The organism is Pantoea sp. EKM101V (genome assembly GCF_011800325.1).
GTDB classification, from domain to species: Bacteria; Pseudomonadota; Gammaproteobacteria; order Enterobacterales; family Enterobacteriaceae; genus Pantoea; species Pantoea anthophila.
Genome location: NZ_JAALFP010000002.1, coordinates 56,672 through 70,943 on the forward strand (window position 1 = coordinate 56,672; position 14,272 = coordinate 70,943).

Here is a 14,272-nt window from a genome sequence, read left to right on the forward strand (position 1 = left end):
AACATCAAGGTGACCTAATGAAAACAATTCCTGCCCTGCTGCTCGTTGCAGCGACGCTGACCTCTCTGGCGGGCTGCTCACACCAAAGCAGCGCGATTAAAGAAGATGGACGCCCTCATGCGCCAAGCGGTCAGTCCTCACCAGGTGGCACGCTCGGCTCCGGCCCGGTGGGTCAGCCTCAGTCCTGATTCCCGGCCCCGGCTCTGACGCCGGGGTCTGTTTTTAGTGCGCGGCATTAACCGATAGCGCGCATAAAATAATGTCACTCATTGTTATCCTGCTATTAGTTATTACTGCAATTAACATCACATGCAAAATAAAATAATTTTTTAAGATTCATCCCAGTCCTTTTCAATAAACCCCTACTCTCTTTACGCAATCCTGTAAATATACCCTGAATAAACAACACAGAAATTGTGGAAACAATTTAAACAGATCCTCTACAGCGTTTAAAAAAACATTTCCGCAATGAACTTTCTCGCTGAAACTATTCTCTAATCACGCATAATGATTTTTTGTTTAATATAATTGCTACGTGAAAGAGAATTGAGACGTGAAGAAAAAAAAGATTTATCTGATAGACCGCCTTTTAACGCTTTATTCTCGATTTTCCGGCAGAAGACAACCGCAGGCCCTGCAGCAGCTGAACCCGGAGACCGTGGTCATCTATTCCACCACCGCGCTGGGCGATTTCCTGATGAATACGCCCGCTATCTGGAGCCTGAAAAAACGCTTTCCTGCCAGTAAATTTATTCTCGTCTCCAGCCTGAAAAATAAGGATCTCGTCAGCCGCTACCCCTGGTTTGATAAGATTTATATCTGGGATAACAAACTGGCAAATTTTCTGCCGTTATTTTTCAAACTGCGTCGCCATAAACCAGAACTGTCCGTCATATTACACGCGCATTTCCCCTACGATATTATGAGCTCGGTACTGACCGGCAGTCAGGCTATTTTACGCGACCATTACGGCAGCGAATCGCCGGTACTGAATAAATATCTGGACCACTATTCGGGTTATTTCGACGACCACACCATCAAGCGTAAGCTGAAATTAATTGAAGCACTGGGCGCAGAGACGCAGCAGACCCGGATGCATCTGCCAGAGCTGAATAGCAGTGCCACGGCAAACGCGTCGCATCGCCGCATCGGGTTTCAGCTGGGGGCATCGAAAGATATCCGCCGCTGGCCGCTGGAGTCGTTCAGTCAGCTGGCCACCGCCCTGCTTGCGCGCTGGCCTGACAGTGAAATCGTTGTGACCGGTACAGCGGCTGAGCAACCGCTTGAGCAGGCGTTTATCGCCAGCCTGCCGCCGCACTGCCGGAAAAATGTGACGCCAATGGCGGGCAAAACAAATCTCAGTGGCCTGATTACCCTGATCCGCTCGCTGGATCTGCTGGTCACCGGCGATACCGGCCCGCTGCACATCGCCGTGGCAGCGCAGACGCCGACCGTCAGCCTCTTCTCCACCGCTAACCCGCGCTATACCGGCCCCTGTCAGGACAGCGATCGCCACATTATCATTCACCGTCCGGATAAGACGGCGACGCAGCATCCCATGGCATCGATTAAGGCGGAAGAGGTTGAGCAGGCCGTGGCGCAACTGGTGGGATAATGAACCGCTTATCTACCGCCATTATTACGCTGATTGAATATCATAATCAGCCGACCCCTCTGGGCTGGTTCCGCAGAGTGGACCGGCCGGGTTTTTACCTGCAACAGCTTCCGCTGAATGAGGTGGAATTTGCGCTGCTGATGAGCGACTTTTTTCTCACGTTTAACGTCAGCGCCGACCATTATGATGAGTCCCGCTATTTTCCGGCAACGCAACGGCGACGCTTGGCTTTCACTACCGGATTCAGAGCCGGCGCTGAACCGGCTTACCGCCCTGTCACCGTCGCGATGCTGTCTGAGGCGGCCAGCCGGGGATGCTGGCCTGAAGAGGATGACTGAATCAGGGTATGGACAACGGCGTCATAGACTTCACAGCTGTTCAGCGCGTTAACATTCCGTGACGCGGGCTGCAGCACCTGATAATTCACCTGCCAGGGATGCCAGCACGCCGGGTCGCTGTCGCCGAACAGCGCCACCACCGGCAATCCCAGCGCCGCACCGATGTGCATCGCCCCGCCATCACTGCTCACGAGCCCCTGACATAACGACATCGCCGCGATCAGTTGCGGCAGGCTGGTTGTTGAGACCGCTCTGATCGGCAGGTGCGGACAGAGCGCCATGATGTCTGCGGCTTTTTCATCATCACCCGGATGACGCGGATTATCGCGACTGCCGGGTGACCACAGCAGCATGATCTGGCAGGGATGGTGAGCGGCAATCTTCTCAGCCAGTCCGGCAAAACGTGTCGCCTCCCACTGCTGGCTCGGCTTACGGGCGCTGATTTGCAGCGCATACACCGGGAGGCCGGCATCAATCGCGTAAGTGTCGCGCAGGCTGGCGGCAAGGGCGGCGTCAGGCCGTAGCGTCAGTCTGCCCGGTCTGTTTTCACGGAGATTGAAGGGGCGTCCCAGGCTGAACAGCGTTTCGCTGATATGGCACGGCGACGGGTCGGGCGGTGGCAGCAGGTCGGTAATCAGAGGATGTGACTGTTCTCCCAGGGCGATGACTCTTGCCGGACGGAGGCTCTTTACCCATTTCAGGCCATGCTGATCCCAGCGGCTTTTCGCCAGTATCACCACCTCATAGCGTTGCTTTTTCAGGGTCAGCATCAGCTTCAGCCGCTGCAACAGGCAGGTCACTCTTCCCTGCCCTGACTCCCGGTGATGCAGTTTGGTGTAAAAGAAGAGCTGCCGGATGTCGGGATTATGCGCCAGCACAGGGGCGGCGTAGTTGTTCGTCAGTACATCGACCTGATACTGTCCCGACTGCGCCAGCGCACTGATGAGCGGCGTGGTCAGTAACGTGTCGCCAATATTATCCCTGCAAATAATTAAAACCCGCATGTCTGACATCCTCTGCGCACAGTCTGTGCTGGCTGGCTAAAAATAAGACGGCCCGTTAACGCTCGTGGAATGCTAACGTAACGGTACAGTCAGCTGATTAGTCAGCGAAGTGTCAGATTGGTTCAACAGTTGCCATATTGTTAAAACATGAGGCCGGGCAGAGCGGACGAATACGCTTAACGGGTTTGGGCAGTTAGCCGGTTTCCGGCAGGGAGAGCGTCAGGATCATTCGGCCCGGCACAGAGTATGCCGGGCACGCAGTTTTCAGGACGGGATTAATGGAGCCTGTCGTCTAACAGCTCAAGGGCGACCCGATAAATCAGCCCAGGCTGGGCATCGGGTAACATCCGCTTGATTTTCTCCTCCAGGGCGCGGTTCGTGACGGCCTGATTATCCGCCAGTAATTCCAGCACAGCCTGACCGAACATCAGGCGACAGATATAAATCGCGTCTTTGGTATATTTTGCGTCCATAAATCCTCCTTATGAATGAGTGTTTACAGTAACGGGATTCAGACGCTGAAGAATGGCCGATGCAGGGGCGCTGCCTTTTTTTGCAGTGGCATCAGACAATCCGATTTACAGAAATATTAAAACGCGATGATGTCACTGAAGGATCACGTGAGGCGGAGAAAGAGAAAAGCGTGGAACGCGGGCACAAAAAAGCCGGCACAGAGCATGACCCTGTGCCGGCCGCATCAGACATTACATATTTTCGATGATTGCGTCACCAAACTCTGAACATTTCAGCAGTTTAGCGCCATCCATCAGGCGTTCGAAATCGTAAGTCACGGTCTTGTTAGCGATAGCGCCTTCAACACCTTTAACAATCAGGTCAGCCGCTTCGAACCACTCCAGGTGGCGCAGCATCATCTCTGCCGACAGGATTACGGAACCCGGGTTCACTTTATCCTGGCCTGCATACTTCGGCGCAGTGCCGTGCGTGGCTTCAAACAGCGCGCACTCGTCACCGATGTTGGCGCCAGGTGCGATACCGATACCACCGACCTGAGCCGCCAGGGCGTCAGAGATGTAGTCACCGTTCAGGTTCATACAGGCGATAACGTCATATTCAGCCGGACGCAGCAGGATCTGCTGCAGGAACGCATCCGCGATCACATCTTTAACGATGATCTCTTTGCCGGTGTTCGGGTTTTTGAACTTCATCCACGGGCCGCCGTCGATCAGCTCGCCGCCGAACTCCTCTTTCACTAACTGGTATCCCCAGTCTTTGAAAGAGCCTTCGGTGAACTTCATGATGTTGCCTTTGTGAACCAGGGTCAGTGAATCACGATCGTTGGTGATGGTGTATTCCACTGCCGCACGCACCAGACGCTTGGTTCCCTCTTCGGAGCATGGCTTAACGCCGATACCGCACTGCTCAGGGAAGCGGATTTTCTTCACGCCCATCTCTTCGCGCAGGAACTTGATCACTTTGTCCGCTTCGGCAGAGCCCGCTTTCCACTCGATACCCGCATAGATATCTTCGGAGTTTTCACGGAAGATCACCATGTCGGTCTCTTCAGGACGTTTAACCGGGCTTGGCGTGCCTTTGTAGTAACGAACCGGACGCAGGCAGACGTAGAGGTCAAGCTCCTGACGCAGGGCCACGTTCAGTGAACGAATACCGCCGCCGACCGGAGTGGTCAGTGGACCTTTGATCGCAACGCGATATTCTTTGATTAAATCGAGGGTTTCCTGAGGCAGCCAGACGTCCTGGCCGTAGAGTTCGACTGACTTCTCACCGGTGTAAATCTCCATCCAGGAGATTTTACGCTCGCCGTTGTAGGCTTTCTTCACCGCCGCGTCGACCACTTTCAGCATGACCGGGGAAACATCAACACCGATACCGTCACCCTCAATGTAAGGAATGATCGGATTGTTTGGCACTGTCAGCTTGCCCTGATTCAGGGTGATTTTTTGACCTTCCGCCGGAACAACTACTTTGCTTTCCATTAACCTCTCCTGGGCGTTTGTTAATGATTTGTAAGATGCGCGTCAATACTACTTGAATATTTACGCCACGCCAATCACCGCAATTTCACGTTATAATGCGCCGAATGTTTCTGACTGCAAAGCCCATGCGAAAAACTTCTCAACGAATTCACCAGGATAAACGATTCAGCCGTCCGGCGCGTGATACGCGACGTACGCCTGCCCGCCCTGCGGCCCCGCGCCGCGTGATTCTCTTTAACAAACCCTTCGACGTTCTGCCGCAGTTTACGGATGAAGCGGGCCGCCGCACCCTGAAGGATTTTGTTACTGTTGCCGGGGTCTATGCCGCAGGCCGCCTCGATCGTGACAGTGAAGGCCTGATGGTGCTGACCAACGACGGCGCCCTGCAGGCCGCGCTGACTCAGCCCGGCAAACGCACCGGCAAAATCTACTACGTGCAGGTCGAAGGCGCGCCACAGGAGGCGGATCTGCAGCCGCTGCGGGATGGGGTTAATCTGAAAGATGGCCCGACCCTGCCCGCTGGCGTGGAAAAAGTCGATGAACCCGAATGGCTCTGGCCACGCCAGCCGCCGATCCGCGAGCGTAAAAACATTCCGACGCAGTGGCTGAAGGTCACGCTGTATGAGGGGCGTAATCGTCAGGTTCGCCGCATGACCGCCCACATCGGCTTTCCAACCCTGCGCCTGATTCGCTATGCCATGGGTCACTACAGCCTCGACGATCTGGCCCCCGGAGCGTGGCGCGAGATCGGCACAGACCCTGTCTGACAACCGAACTTTCATAACCTCAGGTTAACAATTGCGGAGAAGGGATGTTTAAACCTCATGTTACGGTCGCCTGTCTGGTTCAGGCGGAAGGTGAGCTGCTGGTGGTGGAAGAAACCATCAACGGACGCGCTACCTGGAACCAGCCAGCCGGCCATCTGGAAGCGGATGAAACGCTGCATGAAGCCGCGGCGCGTGAACTCTATGAAGAGACCGGCATCGTGGCGCAGATGGACTATTTCATTGCGATTAACCAGTGGATAGCCCCGGACACCACGCCTTTTGTGCGTTTTCTGTTTGGGGTCGATCTGCCGGAAAAAGTGGTGACGGAGCCACAGGACAGCGACATCGACTGCTGCTGGTGGCTGCCGCCAGCGCAGATTCTCACGGCTTCTAACCTGCGTTCGCCGCTGGTGGCGGAGAGCGTCCGCCTGTGGCAACAGGGCACGCGCTACCCGCTTCATCTGGTCAGCCCGTTCCGGTGGCCGTTTCACGAGGGTGCGCGTCTGCCTTCTGCATGATAGAATGCGCCGCCTGTTTTTTTATCGTAATGCGAGCGTGTCATGTCTGACAACAGCCAGAAAAAAGTGATCGTCGGTATGTCCGGCGGCGTCGATTCTTCCGTTTCCGCCTGGTTACTGCAGCAGCAGGGTTACCAGGTTGAAGGCCTGTTCATGAAGAACTGGGAGGAGGACGATGGCGAGGAGTATTGTACCGCCGCGGACGATCTGGCGGATGCGCAAGCGGTGTGCGACAAGCTGGGTATGAAGCTGCACAAGGTTAACTTTGCCGCGGAATACTGGGATAACGTCTTCGAGCATTTCCTCGAAGAGTACAAAGCGGGCCGCACCCCTAACCCCGATATTCTCTGTAACAAAGAGATCAAATTCAAAGCGTTCCTGGAGTTCGCGGCTGAGGATCTCGGCGCTGACTTCATCGCTACCGGTCACTATGTGCGCCGTCAGGATGTCGCTGGCCAGAGCCAGCTGCTGCGCGGCCTGGATGGCAACAAAGATCAGAGCTACTTCCTCTACACCCTGAGCCACCAGCAGATTGCGCAGAGCCTGTTCCCGGTCGGCGAGCTGGAAAAGCCGGAAGTGCGCCGCATCGCTGAAGAGCTGGACCTGATTACCGCGAAGAAGAAAGATTCGACCGGCATCTGCTTTATCGGCGAGCGTAAATTCCGCGACTTCCTGGCACGCTATCTGCCGGCCCAGCCAGGCGAGATTGAAACCACTGACGGTCAGATCGTCGGTGAGCACCAGGGGCTGATGTACCACACCCTGGGACAGCGTAAAGGCCTGGGTATCGGTGGCCTGAAAGAGAGCAAAGATGATCCCTGGTATGTAGTCGACAAAGATGTGGCGCGAAACCGCCTGATTGTCGCTCAGGGCGGCGATCATCCGCGTCTGATGTCTGTGGGACTGATTGCGCAGCAGCTGCACTGGGTCGATCGTCAGCCGATCACCGCCCCGCTTCGCTGCACCGTGAAAACCCGTTATCGTCAGACCGATATTCCCTGTGAGATTATTCCTCACGGTGACGATCGGATTGAAGTGCGCTTTGATGAGCCGGTTGCGGCGGTGACGCCCGGCCAGTCTGCGGTCTTTTATCTTGGCGATGTCTGCCTCGGTGGCGGTATTATCGAACAGCGTCTGCCTTTCGTGACAGAGTAAGCGGGCGCAGCCCCCTATTGATGACGCGTAAACAGGAGTAACCGTGGCGAAAAATTATCAGGAAATTACGCTGGCGCTGGCGGGCATCTGTCAGTCCGCGCATCTGGTGCAGCAGCTGGCTCAGCAGGGTCACTGCCAGCCAGAGGCGCTGACCGTTTCGCTGCGCAGCGTGCTGGATCTCAATCCTGACTCCACGCTGGCCGTGTTTGGCAACAATGAAGCCAACCTGCGTCTCGGACTGGAAACCCTGATGGCGGTGCTGAACAGCAGCAGTCGCCAGGGTGCCGGTGCCGAACTGACCCGTTACACCCTGAGCATGATGGTGCTGGAACGTAAACTCAGCGCCAGCAAGTCTGCCATGGCGACCCTGGCCCAGCGCATCAGTCAGCTGGATCGCCAGCTGGCGCATTATGAGCTGGAATCCGATACCATTCTCAGCGCCATGGCGGGCATCTATGTCGATGTCATCAGCCCGCTTGGCCCGCGGATTCAGGTGACCGGTTCACCTGCCGTGCTGCAGAACAGCCAGGTTCAGAGTAAAGTGCGCGCTACCCTGCTGGCCGGTATCCGCGCGGCGGTGCTCTGGCAGCAGGTCGGTGGTGGCCGACTGCAACTGATGTTCTCGCGTCAGCGTTTGCTGCGTGAAGCGAAAACCCTCTTATCCCGGCTGCCACTGACCTACTAAGTCGGTGTGGCCAAACACTGCTAAATGATTCAGGAGTTGCACTGATGGAATTATCCTCTCTGACCGCCGTCTCACCTGTCGATGGTCGTTACGGCGACAAAGTCAGCCCGCTGCGTGCGATTTTCAGCGAATTTGGTCTGCTGAAATTCCGCGTTGAGGTTGAAGTTCGCTGGTTACAAAAACTGGCCGCGACCGCAGAGATCAAGGAAGTTCCTGCATTTGACGCTGACGCAAACGCTTTCCTTGATGCGATTGTCGCCGGTTTTTCCGAAGAAGATGCCGCGCGCATCAAAACCATCGAACGCACCACCAACCATGACGTGAAAGCGGTCGAATACTTCCTGAAAGAAAAAGTTGCCGACACGCCTGCGCTGCACGCCGTCTCTGAATTTATCCACTTCGCCTGCACCTCGGAAGATATCAACAACCTGTCGCACGCGCTGATGCTGGAAACAGCCCGCCGTGACGTGCTCCTGCCTTACTGGGAACAGTTGATCGGTGCGGTGAAGGGTCTGGCCAGCGAATACCGTGATATTCCGCTGCTCTCCCGCACCCACGGACAGCCGGCAACGCCGTCAACCATGGGTAAAGAGATGGCAAACGTGGCGTACCGCCTTGAGCGTCAGTTACGTCAGCTGAAGCAGATCGAAGTGCTGGGCAAAATCAACGGCGCAGTGGGCAACTACAACGCCCACATTGCTGCCTACCCGGAAGTGGACTGGCACGCGCTGAGCGAGGATTTTGTCACCTCGCTGGGGATCACCTGGAACCCCTACACCACGCAGATCGAGCCGCACGACTATATCGCCGAGATGTTCGACTGCATCGCCCGCTTTAACACCATCCTGATCGACTTTGATCGCGATATCTGGGGCTACGTGGCGCTGAACCATTTCAAACAGAAAACCATTGCGGGTGAGATTGGCTCGTCAACGATGCCGCATAAGGTCAACCCGATCGACTTCGAAAACTCCGAAGGCAACCTGGGTCTGGCGAATGCGGTCATGCAGCATCTGGCCAGCAAACTGCCGGTGTCGCGCTGGCAGCGTGACCTGACCGACTCTACCGTGCTGCGTAACCTTGGCGTCGGCGTCGGTTATGCGCTGATCGCCTATCAGGCGACGCTGAAAGGCATCTCTAAACTGGAAGTGAACCGCGAACGTCTGCTGGACGAACTGGATCACAACTGGGAAGTGCTGGCGGAGCCGATCCAGACGGTGATGCGCCGTTATGGCATCGAGAAGCCTTATGAGAAGCTGAAAGAACTGACGCGCGGCAAACGCGTGGATGCCGCCGGTATGCAGGCCTTTATCGACAGCCTGGCGCTGCCGGAAGAGGAAAAAGTGCGTCTGAAGCAGATGACGCCAGCAAACTATATCGGTCGCGCTGTCCGGATGGTTGACGATCTGAAATAATGCCCGCCGCAGACCGGCTCACTCCGGTCTGCGTTAACATCCTGTTTAATACATTTCGCGTATACTTTCTGCAGGTTGACTCAAACAGAGTGTAAGGACTTTCTATGCGTGTTCTGGTTGTTGAAGACAATGCCCTGCTGCGCCATCATCTCGCCGTCCAGTTACGTGACATGGGCCATCAGGTCGATGCCGCCGAAGACGCCAAAGAAGCCGACTATTTTCTTCGGGAACATCTGCCCGATATCGCGCTGGTGGACCTCGGCCTGCCGGATGAAGATGGCATGTCGCTGATCCGTCGCTGGCGCGGCGACGCCGTGCGCCAGCCCATTCTGGTGCTGACAGCCCGCGAAGGGTGGCAGGCCAAAGTCGAAGCGCTGGAAGCCGGTGCCGACGACTACGTGACCAAACCGTTTCATATCGAAGAGGTGGCCGCCCGGCTGCAGGCGCTGATGCGCCGCAACAGCGGTCACGCCTCGCAGATTATCGATATGGCCCCCTTTCAGGTCGATCTCTCCCGCCGTGAACTCACCGTCAATGAACAGCCGGTGAAGCTCACCGCCTTTGAGTACACCATCGTCGAAACGCTGATTCGTAACGCAGGCAAGGTGGTCAGCAAAGATTCGCTGATGCTCCAGCTCTACCCGGATGCGGAACTGCGTGAAAGCCACACCATCGACGTACTGATGGGCCGCCTGCGCAAAAAGATTCTAGCGCTGCACCCCACTGACGTGATCGCCACCGTGCGTGGCCAGGGTTACCGCTTTGATCTCTGACCATGTCCTGGTTTAATCGTTATCGCCCGATTTCGCTGCGCGCCCGCTTTCTGCTGGCCTCCGCAGCGATTGTTCTGTTTCTCTCCCTCTCTTACGGCATGGTCGCAGTCATTGGCTATGTGGTGAGCTTTGATAAAAACACCTATCGCGTTATGCGTGGTGAGAGCAACCTCTTCTTTACGCTGGCGCAATGGCATGACAACAAGCTCACCATCGCCCAGCCGGAGCGGATGACGCTCAACTTCCCGACGCTGGTGTTTATCTACGACGAGCGCGGCAAGCTGCTGTGGCAGCAGCGCGACGTTCCGGATATCCGCAAAAAGATCCGCCATGAATGGCTGCTGAAGCCCGATTTTTACGAGATTGACACCAGCAACCGCACCAGCATGCTGGCGATGGGGAACAACCTGAATGCGCAGCGACGCCTCAATGACTGGGATAACGACAGCAACGATACCTTTACCCACTCGGTGGCTGTCAACCGTTACGATGCCACCACCAATCTGCCTGCGCTCACCATCGTGGTGGTCGACTCGATCCCGCAGGAGCTTCAGCACTCGGACGTGGTCTGGTCGTGGTTCAGCTACGTGCTGGCCGCCAACCTGATCCTGATTGTTCCGTTGCTGTGGCTGGCCGCGCACTGGAGTCTGCGGCCAATCGGTGCACTGACTCAGCAGGTGCGCGAACTGGAGACCAGTCAGCGCGAAAACCTGGACGACAATCCCCCACAGGAGCTGCGCAGCCTGGTGCGCAATCTCAATCTGCTGCTGACCAATGAGCGGCAGCGTTATACCCGCTATCGCACCACCCTCTCTGACCTGACCCACAGCCTGAAAACGCCGCTGGCCGTATTGCAGAGTACGCTGCGCTCGCTGCGCAACGGCAAAGAGCTGACGGTGGAAGAGGCAGAACCGGTGATGCTGGAGCAGATCAGTCGTATCTCGCAGCAGGTCGGATATTACCTGCACCGCGCCAGTATGCAGGCCGATCACAATCCGCTGCAGCGCGATCTGCATTCGGTCTCGGGCCTGCTCGACAGCCTCTGTTCGGCCCTGAATAAAGTCTATCAGCGTAAGGGCGTGGCGATTACCCTGGATATCTCCCCGGAGCTGACCTTTGTGGGTGACCAGAATGACTTTATGGAAGTGCTGGGTAACGTGCTCGATAACGCCTGCAAATATTGCCTGGAATTTATCGAAGTAAGCGCGTTTCAGAGCGACAAGGCGCTGCATCTCTATATCGATGACGATGGCCCGGGCATCCCTGAAAGCAAGCGCGACCTGGTGTTTGTTCGCGGACAGCGGGCCGATACGCTGCGTCCCGGCCAGGGATTAGGTCTGGCCGTGGTGCGCGACATTCTTGAGCAGTATGAAGGTAACGTCATCGCCTCCGGCAGTGCACTCGGCGGAACCCGCATGGAAGTGATCTTTCAGCGGCAGGAAGTCGAACATCGCCGCGAGTAGAAAAGCCGCCGGGCTGTTATACTTGCTGGCATTTACAGCCCTAAGCGGAACTCTTTTATGGACTATCAGCTCGATCTTAACTGGCCCGATTTTATTCAGCGCTACTGGCAGAAACGCCCGGTGGTGCTGAAGCGTGGCTTTAAAGACTTTGTCGATCCGATTTCACCGGATGAACTGGCCGGACTGGCGATGGAAAACGAGGTGGATAGCCGCCTTGTCAGCCATCAGGATGGCAAATGGCAGGTCAGCCACGGCCCGTTTGAGAGCTACGATCACCTGGGCGAGAACAACTGGTCGCTGCTGGTACAGGCGGTCAATCACTGGCACGAACCCTCTGCTGCGCTGATGCGCCCTTTCCGTTTCCTGCCTGACTGGCGCATTGATGACCTGATGGTGTCATTTGCTGTGCCTGGCGGCGGCGTCGGCCCCCATTTTGATCAGTACGATGTCTTTATTATTCAGGGAACCGGTCGCCGTCGCTGGCGCGTCGGTGAAAAAGTGCCGATGAAGCAGCACTGCCCGCATCCCGATCTGCTGCAGGTTGAGCCCTTCGACGCCATCATTGACGAAGAGCTGGAGCCGGGCGATATCCTCTACATTCCACCAGGATTCCCGCACGAAGGCTATTCGCTGGAGAACGCCCTGAACTACTCTGTCGGTTTCCGTGCCCCCAGTGGCCGGGAGCTCATCAGCGGCTTTGCGGATTATGCTCTGGCAAATGAGCTGGGCAGCCTGCGCTTCAGCGACCCGGATGTCCCGGCGCGCGAATGCCCGTCGCAGATCCTGCCGCAGGAGATTGAAGGTGTGCGTCAGCTGATGCTGGATGTCGTTAACCAGCCGGAGCATTTCGCGCACTGGTTTGGCGAATTTATTTCGCAGTCGCGCCATGAGCTTGATGTGGCCCCGCCGGAGCCGCCTTATCAGCCTGATGAAATTTATGATGCGCTGCAGCAGGGCGATGCCCTGAGCCGCCTGGGCGGCCTGCGTGTATTAACGGTTGGCGATGCGGTGTATGTCAACGGTGAGCGGGTCGAATGTTCACGCCCTGAGGTGATGGCGGTGCTGGCGCATCACTCCCGCATCACGCTGGATGATCTGGGCGATGCGCTGGATGATCCGGCAGTGCTGGCGCAGATCGCCGGTCTGGTGAATGCCGGGTACTGGTATTTTGGTGACGAATAACCGGTAGGCCGCTTACGGAATCAGGCTCTCTGCCCCTCAGGTCAGAGAGCCTTCTCTCATTATCCCTTCTTCTGCGCTGCCAGTTCTGACAGACGCACAATCACTTCCACCGTTTTCGCCATGATGTTCAGCGAGGCGAACTCGTGCTTGCCGTGATAGTTGTAGCCCCCGGTAAAGATGTTCGGACAGGGCAGCCCTTTCCACGACAGCGACGACCCATCGGTGCCGCCACGAATCGGTTTCACCACCGGTTCAATGCCGCAGTCACGCATCGCCTGCAGGGCCAGGTCAATGATATGCGGGAACGGCTCGACCTTTTCACGCATGTTGCGATAGCTGTTGGTGATCTCAACGGTGACGGAGCAGTCAGGATGCAGGGTTTTGTTGATCTCCGCAGCGATCTGCAGCAGGGTCTGTTTCCGCTGTTCAAAACTTTCCGTTTCAAAGTCACGGATGATGTAGAGCATCTCGGCGTGCTCGACACTGCCCTTGATCTGATGCAGATGGTAGAAGCCCTCGTAGCCGTCGGTAAACTGCGGTTTCTCACGGGCCGGTACCGCCGCATGAAACTGATTTGCCAGCTCCAGCGCATTCACCATCACCCCTTTGGCGGAGCCAGGGTGGACGTTGTTGCCGACGATGCGGACCGTGGCCGAGGCGGCATTGAAGTTCTCATATTCGAACTCACCCAGATCGCTGCCATCAATGGTGTAGGCCCAGTCGGCGGCAAAGCCTTCCACATCAAAGTGAGAGGTGCCGCGTCCGATCTCTTCGTCAGGCGTAAAGGCCACGCGGATCGCCCCGTGCGGCGTATCACTCGCCGCCAGCTGCGCCATCGCCGTCATGATCTCTGCAATGCCCGCTTTGTCATCCGCACCGAGCAGGGTTTTGCCGTCGGTGGTAATCAGCGTATGACCGATTAATTTGTGCAGCACCGGGAACATGACCGGCGACAGGATCTCATTGCCGCTTCCCAGCGCGATGTCACCGCCGCGATAGTTTTCAATGATCTGGGGATTCACATGCTTCGCCGTGAAATCAGGCGACGTATCCATGTGGGAGATGAAACCGATGACCGGGGTAGGCCAGTCGACATTGGCGGGCAGCGTGCCCATAACACAGCAGTGATCGCTTAAGGTGACATCGACAAATCCCAGCGCCAGCAGCTCTTCCTGCAGCTGCCGTGCCAGCGTCCACTGCCCTTCGCTGCTGGGCACCTGGCGCGCCTGCGGCTTAGCCTGAGTTTCAACGGCCACATAACTTAAAAAGCGCTCAAGTAACTGTTCCATATCCCATCCTTTAAAAGTGCTGTGCGGTATTATTCACCGATCGGCCAGTCACAACGTTGCGTAAAATCATCAGCAGACAGGTTAGCGCTGTCGCTGACCTTCAGCAAAGTAAT

15 protein-coding genes are annotated in these 14,272 nt (G+C 56.4%); 11 read left to right on the top strand and 4 right to left on the bottom strand.

Translation table 11 applies throughout. The features are described 5' to 3' along the window. Positions 1–17: 17 nt before the first annotated feature. From HFD92_RS04110 to HFD92_RS04120, 3 genes are all read left to right on the top strand, one after another. The gene (locus tag HFD92_RS04110; RefSeq protein ID WP_009090806.1) at positions 18–188 is read left to right on the top strand and encodes a hypothetical protein; all 171 of its coding nucleotides are present in this window, start codon (positions 18–20) and stop codon (positions 186–188) included. Positions 189–553: 365 nt separating this feature from the next. Further along, positions 554–1,615 carry a glycosyltransferase family 9 protein gene (locus HFD92_RS04115; protein ID WP_009090808.1) on the top strand — a complete coding sequence of 354 codons (1,062 nt, stop codon included), beginning with the start codon at positions 554–556 and terminating at the stop codon, positions 1,613–1,615. After that, positions 1,615–1,953 (top strand): DUF1493 family protein, encoded by a 339-nt coding sequence (locus HFD92_RS04120; protein WP_167428378.1) that lies wholly within the window; start codon positions 1,615–1,617, stop codon positions 1,951–1,953. Before HFD92_RS04115 ends, HFD92_RS04120 begins: the two co-directional genes overlap by 1 nt. Here HFD92_RS04120 and HFD92_RS04125 read toward each other — a convergent pair. The 3 genes from HFD92_RS04125 to icd all read right to left on the bottom strand — a co-directional run bounded on the left by HFD92_RS04125 (position 1,881) and on the right by icd (position 4,912). Next, positions 1,881–2,957 (bottom strand): glycosyltransferase family 9 protein, encoded by a 1,077-nt coding sequence (locus tag HFD92_RS04125; RefSeq protein ID WP_140924292.1) that lies wholly within the window; start codon positions 2,955–2,957, stop codon positions 1,881–1,883. The genes HFD92_RS04120 and HFD92_RS04125 overlap by 73 nt on opposite strands. A 275-nt stretch (positions 2,958–3,232) precedes the next feature. Beyond that, positions 3,233–3,430 (bottom strand): hypothetical protein, encoded by a 198-nt coding sequence (locus tag HFD92_RS04130; protein WP_111207915.1) that lies wholly within the window; start codon positions 3,428–3,430, stop codon positions 3,233–3,235. 231 nt (positions 3,431–3,661) lie between these two features. After that, the gene (gene icd, locus HFD92_RS04135) at positions 3,662–4,912 is read right to left on the bottom strand and encodes an NADP-dependent isocitrate dehydrogenase (RefSeq protein WP_009090813.1); all 1,251 of its coding nucleotides are present in this window, start codon (positions 4,910–4,912) and stop codon (positions 3,662–3,664) included. 104 nt (positions 4,913–5,016) lie between these two features. On the opposite strand from icd, the gene rluE reads away from it, so the two are divergent. The 8 genes from rluE to HFD92_RS04175 all read left to right on the top strand — a co-directional run bounded on the left by rluE (position 5,017) and on the right by HFD92_RS04175 (position 12,870). After that, the gene (gene rluE / locus HFD92_RS04140; RefSeq protein ID WP_167428379.1) at positions 5,017–5,679 is read left to right on the top strand and encodes a 23S rRNA pseudouridine(2457) synthase RluE; all 663 of its coding nucleotides are present in this window, start codon (positions 5,017–5,019) and stop codon (positions 5,677–5,679) included. A 44-nt stretch (positions 5,680–5,723) separates the two neighbouring features. Further along, positions 5,724–6,197 (top strand): NUDIX domain-containing protein, encoded by a 474-nt coding sequence (locus HFD92_RS04145; RefSeq protein WP_111207916.1) that lies wholly within the window; start codon positions 5,724–5,726, stop codon positions 6,195–6,197. Between the two features lie 42 nt (positions 6,198–6,239). Then, positions 6,240–7,352 carry a tRNA 2-thiouridine(34) synthase MnmA gene (mnmA, locus tag HFD92_RS04150; protein ID WP_111207917.1) on the top strand — a complete coding sequence of 371 codons (1,113 nt, stop codon included), beginning with the start codon at positions 6,240–6,242 and terminating at the stop codon, positions 7,350–7,352. 43 nt (positions 7,353–7,395) lie between these two features. Beyond that, a complete protein-coding gene (gene hflD, locus HFD92_RS04155; protein WP_009090821.1) occupies positions 7,396–8,037 on the top strand; it encodes a high frequency lysogenization protein HflD in 642 nt (213 codons plus the stop codon). A 44-nt stretch (positions 8,038–8,081) separates the two neighbouring features. Further along, positions 8,082–9,452, top strand: a complete 1,371-nt coding sequence (purB, locus tag HFD92_RS04160; protein WP_150029668.1) for an adenylosuccinate lyase — start codon at positions 8,082–8,084, stop codon at positions 9,450–9,452. A gap of 104 nt (positions 9,453–9,556) precedes the next feature. Continuing rightward, on the top strand, positions 9,557–10,225 hold the full coding sequence (gene phoP / locus HFD92_RS04165) for a two-component system response regulator PhoP (RefSeq protein ID WP_009090826.1): 669 nt from the start codon (positions 9,557–9,559) through the stop codon (positions 10,223–10,225). A gap of 2 nt (positions 10,226–10,227) precedes the next feature. Next, entirely contained in the window at positions 10,228–11,688 is a 1,461-nt protein-coding gene (phoQ, locus tag HFD92_RS04170; protein ID WP_046101611.1) for a two-component system sensor histidine kinase PhoQ, read from the top strand. Between the two features lie 57 nt (positions 11,689–11,745). Further along, the gene (locus tag HFD92_RS04175; protein WP_046101610.1) at positions 11,746–12,870 is read left to right on the top strand and encodes a cupin domain-containing protein; all 1,125 of its coding nucleotides are present in this window, start codon (positions 11,746–11,748) and stop codon (positions 12,868–12,870) included. 59 nt (positions 12,871–12,929) lie between these two features. Here HFD92_RS04175 and pepT read toward each other — a convergent pair whose 3' ends face one another. Continuing rightward, entirely contained in the window at positions 12,930–14,159 is a 1,230-nt protein-coding gene (pepT, locus tag HFD92_RS04180; protein ID WP_009090830.1) for a peptidase T, read from the bottom strand. Between the last annotated feature and the right edge of the window lie 113 nt (positions 14,160–14,272).